Origin of the sequence: Saccharomonospora saliphila YIM 90502 (assembly GCF_000383795.1) — a bacterium.
Lineage (GTDB): Bacteria > Actinomycetota > Actinomycetes > Mycobacteriales > Pseudonocardiaceae > Saccharomonospora > Saccharomonospora saliphila.
This window is the reverse complement of sequence record NZ_KB912600.1, coordinates 56,836-61,443: the sequence shown is the minus strand read 5'-3', so window position 1 is coordinate 61,443 and position 4,608 is coordinate 56,836. Positions and strand designations below refer to the sequence as shown.

The window sequence follows — 4,608 nt, the reverse complement described above, 5'->3', positions numbered from 1 at the left end:
GCGCCGCCGAGTCGCGGCGGTTCACCGACGCGGTGCGCCGCACCTACGTCGAGCGACGGCACGTCGACCAGGCACTGCTGCCGCTGATGCCCTCGACCGGCCCGGTGCCCGCGGCCGACCGCGCGCGCATGCCGCTGTCCCGGCGGGAGTATCAGGTGTTGCAGCTGATCGCCGAGGGGATGGAGAACTCGACGGTCGCCGAGACGCTGTTCCTTTCGGTGGAGACGGTGCGCACGCACGTGAAGAGCATTCTGCGCAAGCTTTCGGCGCACGACCGCACGCACGCGGTGACCAAGGCGTTCCGCGCGGGCATCCTGGTGCTCACTCCCGACGAGACCGGCCAGCCCGCCGCCCGCGTCCAGGACTGACCCCCGCACGCCGCGTTCCGGGAGACATCACCGGCTGCCATGCGGCCGGTGGCCTCGCGTGCACCGAAACACAGCACAAAGTCCCGTCGAGTCCTCGCCTGCGGTTACCAACAGGTAGTATGCTCATGTTACCGGCCAGTAGGGCAGTGCCTGTCCGCCATGGAAGCGCCCACGCCGGAGTGCCGAACAACCCGTACGGAGTGACGACATGGGCCACTACAAGAGCAACGTCCGAGACCTCGAGTTCAACCTGTTCGAGATGCTCGGCGTGCAGGAGCGCCTCGGCAAGGGCGTGCTTGCCGAGTCCGACGAGGAGACCGCCCGAGGGGTGCTGGCCGAGCTGAACAACCTCGCCGTCGGCCCGCTCGCCGAATCCTTCACCGATGCCGACCGCAACCCGCCCGTCTACGACCCGACGACGTTCTCCGCCACGCTGCCCGAGTCGTTCAAGAGGAGCTACCAGGCGCTCTGGGACGGCGAGTGGTGGCGGATCGGCCTGACCAACAACCTCGGCGGTTTCGGCCTTCCCCCGACGGTGCAGTGGGCGGCCTCGGAACTCATTCTGGGCGCGAACCCGGCGCTGTACATGTACATGGCGGGCCCGAACTTCGCGATGATCCTCGACCGCAACGGCACCGAGGAGCAGAAGCGCTGGGCACAGCTCATGATCGACCGGGCGTGGGGCGCCACCATGGTGCTCACCGAGCCCGACGCGGGCTCGGACGTCGGCGCGGGCCGCACGAAGGCGGTCAAGCAGGAAGACGGCTCCTGGCACCTCGAAGGCGTCAAGCGGTTCATCACCTCCGGCGACCAGGACATGACCGAGAACATCATGCACCTGGTACTGGCACGCCCCGAGGGTCCCGGCATCGAGCCCAAGCCGGGCACCAAGGGCCTGTCGCTGTTCCTCGTCCCGAAGTACCACTTCGACACCCACACCGGTGAGCCCGGCGAGCGCAACGGCGCCTACGTCACCGGCGTCGAGCACAAGATGGGCCTGAAGGTCTCCACCACCTGCGAGCTGACCTTCGGCCAGCACGACGTCCCCGCGAAGGGCTGGCTGCTCGGCGAGGTGCACGACGGCATCGCGCAGATGTTCCAGGTCATCGAGTACGCCCGCATGATGGTCGGTACCAAGGCCATCGCGACGCTGTCCACCGGCTACCTGAACGCGCTCGAGTACGCCAAGGAGCGCGTGCAGGGCCCCGACCTCACCCGCCAGACGGACAAGACAGCGCCGCGCGTGACCATCACGCACCATCCGGACGTGCGCCGGTCGCTGATGTTGCAGAAGGCCTACGCCGAGGGCCTGCGCGCGGTGTACCTGTACACGGCGTCGTTCCAGGACCAGGTGTGGGTCGGTGAGGACGGCGGCGTCGACGCCGAGTCGCTGTCGCTGGCCGAGCGCGTCAACGACCTGCTGCTGCCGATCGTCAAGGGCGTCGGCTCCGAGCGAGCCACCGAGCAGCTCATCCAGTCGCTGCAAACGCTCGGCGGGTCGGGCTTCCTGCAGGACTACCCGATCGAGCAGTACATCCGCGACTCGAAGATCGACTCGCTGTACGAGGGCACCACGGCGATTCAGTCGATGGACTTCTTCTTCCGGAAGATCGTCCGGGACAAGGGTCAGGCGCTGGCCCACGTGGCGGCCGAAATCACCAAGACCATCGAGTCGGAGACCGGCAACGGCAGGCTCAAGAACGAGCGCGCGCTGCTCAAGCAGGCCCTCGACGACGTGCAGGGCATGCTCGGCACGATGATCGGGTACCTGACCTCCGGCCAGGAGGACGTGCGCAACGTCTACAAGGTCGGCCAGCACACCGTGCGGCTGCTCCTCTCGGCCGGTGACCTGCTCGTCGGCTGGCAGCTGCTGCGCCAGGCCGAGGTCGCCACCGCCAAGCTGGACGACGGCGCCTCCGCCAAGGACGTGCCCTTCTACCAGGGCAAGGTCGCCGTGGCCTCGTTCTTCGCGAAGACGGTCCTGCCGGAGCTCTCCGCCCGGCGCGCCATCGTCGAGGCCGCCGACAACGACCTGATGGAGATCGACGAAGCCGCCTTCTGAGGCGGCGAGACCGGCATCCCGGGCCACCCCGGGCCGCGGGCACGCGGTCGTCGGGGTGGCCCGGAGCCGTCGGCGCGGGTTGCGCCCCCGCGGGTCCGGGTACTCCCGCGGCGTCCACGACCCGGGCGCCGGAAGGGAGAACCCGCGATGGAGATCTCCGGCATCATCTCCGCGATCGCGATCGGCCTGGTGCTGGGGGTGCTCGCCCGGCTGATCCTGCCCGGCAAGCAGCGCATCCCGGTGTGGGTGACCATCCTCGTGGGACTGGCCGCGGCCTTCATCGGCACGGCGATCGCCCGCGGCATCGGCTACGCCGACACCGACGGGTGGGACTGGCTGGAGTTCCTCACGCAGCTGGTGCTCGCCACCGTCGGGGTCGCGCTCGTGGCGGGCACGTACCCGCGCCGCCGCGTGGAACGCTGAGCCGTCACCGGCCCCGTCAGACACCGGCCCGTCAGCGTCGGACACCGCCCCGTCAGCACACCACCGTGGGACGCGGGGCGTAGCGCACGCGGTGCGTGCGGCGGTCGAGTTCCGCGCCGGTGTCCGCGTCGCGGCGGACGCGCGTCGTGGAGACCGTGAACCCCGGCTCACCCCGCTCCGGAGCGCAGTCCGGCCCCGCGCCGCGGATCACCGGGGGCGGGACGAGGTCGCGCCGGGGGCCGGTCACGGTGTCCACCTCGTACCGCCGTGTGCCCCACAGCGTCACGGCGACCTCCGCGTCGCTCACCGTCGCCCGGATCGCCACCGCCGTGGACCCGTCGTTGGTGAACGAGAAATCCCTCGTCGAGCCGTCGCCCGCGAGCGAGACGGCGTCCCTGCCCTCGGGATACCGCGCGAGGTGGGTCGGTTGGGGAGTGCGCTCGATCCGGTCGAACCCGGCCAGATACACCGCGTTGTAGAAGGTGCTGGTGAGCTGGGAGACCCCACCACCGATCACCTCCGGCCCGGTGCCGTCCTCGCGCAGCGGCGCGACGACGTAGCCGCGCGAGGCGGTGCGCGGACCGGTGTGCCGTTCCAGGCTGAACGTCTCGCCGGGCCGCACGAGCACACCGTCCACGGCGCGGGCGAGGGCGTCGAGATTCGGGCGTACCTCGTCGGCGAAACCCTCGGTGACGAACCGGCCCACGACCTCGCTGACACCGAGCGTCTCGACCTCCGCGGTGGTCACCGCGGGCTCCACCGCGTCGTAGGCGACCATGAGGTCGCGGCTGTCGCGGGTGGACGCGGCCTCGACGAACCGGTCGAGCGTACGGTCCCAGTCGATCCTCGTGCCCCGCACGGACGGTTCCACCACGGGAGCGCCGTCGGCGAACGTCAACCGGGCGTCGTGCGGGTTCTGTTCGGTGCGTTCGAGTTCGGCGGCCACCACCGGGCGCAGCGCGTCGCGGTCGAGCGACACCGACGGCCCGCCCTCGGCCTCGGTGTCCACCCGCAGGGCCCTGCCGATGTCGACGGGTGAGACGACGGCGTCGGCTCCGTCGCCGAGCAGGCGCACCGGCCCGGACACCAGCGGCGCGACCTCGTCGCGCAGGGCCGCGTGCACCGCCTCCGACCGCACCGGCGGGGCGGTCGTCTCGACGGGGATGTCGATCGGCCTCCGGCTCGGCCACCGCTGCCGCACCACCCCGGCCGCCGCCACCGGGTCGGACACCCGGAGCCCGGGCGACGGATCGACCGCGTACGGCCGGACGCGGCCCGAGTCCAGTACGCGGACCCCGATCCGCCCTCCGGAGGGCTCGCGGTCGATCTGGCGGGTCGCGACCCGCCGCAGCGCCGTGCGCAGTGCCTTCGGGTCGACCTCGGTGGCGAGGCCGACCTCGCGGTGACGGAAGACCGACACCACGCGGTCGACCGGGTTCCACGGCTGTCCGCCCACCCGGTCGACCGTCTCGGCCCAGTCGACGCTCAGCCCGGCCGCGGCCGGGTCCAGCTCGGCCTCGACGCCACCGGCGCGGAGCACGACGGGACGCGTGGTCAGCGGGCCCAGTTCGGCACGCAACGTCTCCTCGGCCTCATCCCGGTCCAGTCCGCCGATGTCCACCCCGGCGACCGTGACCCCCCGGGGCACCTCGCCCGCGCTGACCACGAGGTCGGCGACGTAACACACGGTGAGCACCGCCGTGAGCGCCCCGACGGCCACCAGCGCGGTGCCGAACCGCCTGCGCAGGCGGCGCC

Annotated in this window: 4 protein-coding genes; 3 read left to right on the top strand and 1 reads right to left on the bottom strand. The window is 71.4% G+C overall.

The window, feature by feature from the left end:
• From SACSA_RS20915 to SACSA_RS0100895, 3 genes are all read left to right on the top strand, one after another.
• Nucleotides 1–368: response regulator transcription factor (locus SACSA_RS20915; RefSeq protein WP_019812758.1), on the top strand; the 368-nt coding region annotated here is incomplete at its 5' end.
• Between the two features lie 208 nt (nt 369–576).
• Nucleotides 577–2,430 carry an acyl-CoA dehydrogenase gene (locus tag SACSA_RS0100900; RefSeq protein WP_019812756.1) on the top strand — a complete coding sequence of 618 codons (1,854 nt, stop codon included), beginning with the start codon at nt 577–579 and terminating at the stop codon, nt 2,428–2,430.
• Nucleotides 2,431–2,577: 147 nt separating this feature from the next.
• The gene (locus SACSA_RS0100895) at nt 2,578–2,853 is read left to right on the top strand and encodes a GlsB/YeaQ/YmgE family stress response membrane protein (RefSeq protein WP_019812754.1); all 276 of its coding nucleotides are present in this window, start codon (nt 2,578–2,580) and stop codon (nt 2,851–2,853) included.
• Nucleotides 2,854–2,905: 52 nt separating this feature from the next.
• On the opposite strand, the gene SACSA_RS20910 is transcribed toward SACSA_RS0100895, so the two are convergent.
• The coding region (locus SACSA_RS20910; protein ID WP_019812752.1) for a VanW family protein at nt 2,906–4,608 on the bottom strand (1,703 nt) is incomplete at its 5' end.

Excerpts from the sequence above, each read along its gene's own strand:
- SACSA_RS0100900 (WP_019812756.1), top strand. The coding sequence starts at position 577 with ATGGGCCACTACAAGAGCAACGTCCGAGACCTCGAGTTCAACCTGTTC.
- SACSA_RS0100895 (WP_019812754.1), top strand. The coding sequence starts at position 2,578 with ATGGAGATCTCCGGCATCATCTCCGCGATCGCGATCGGCCTGGTGCTG.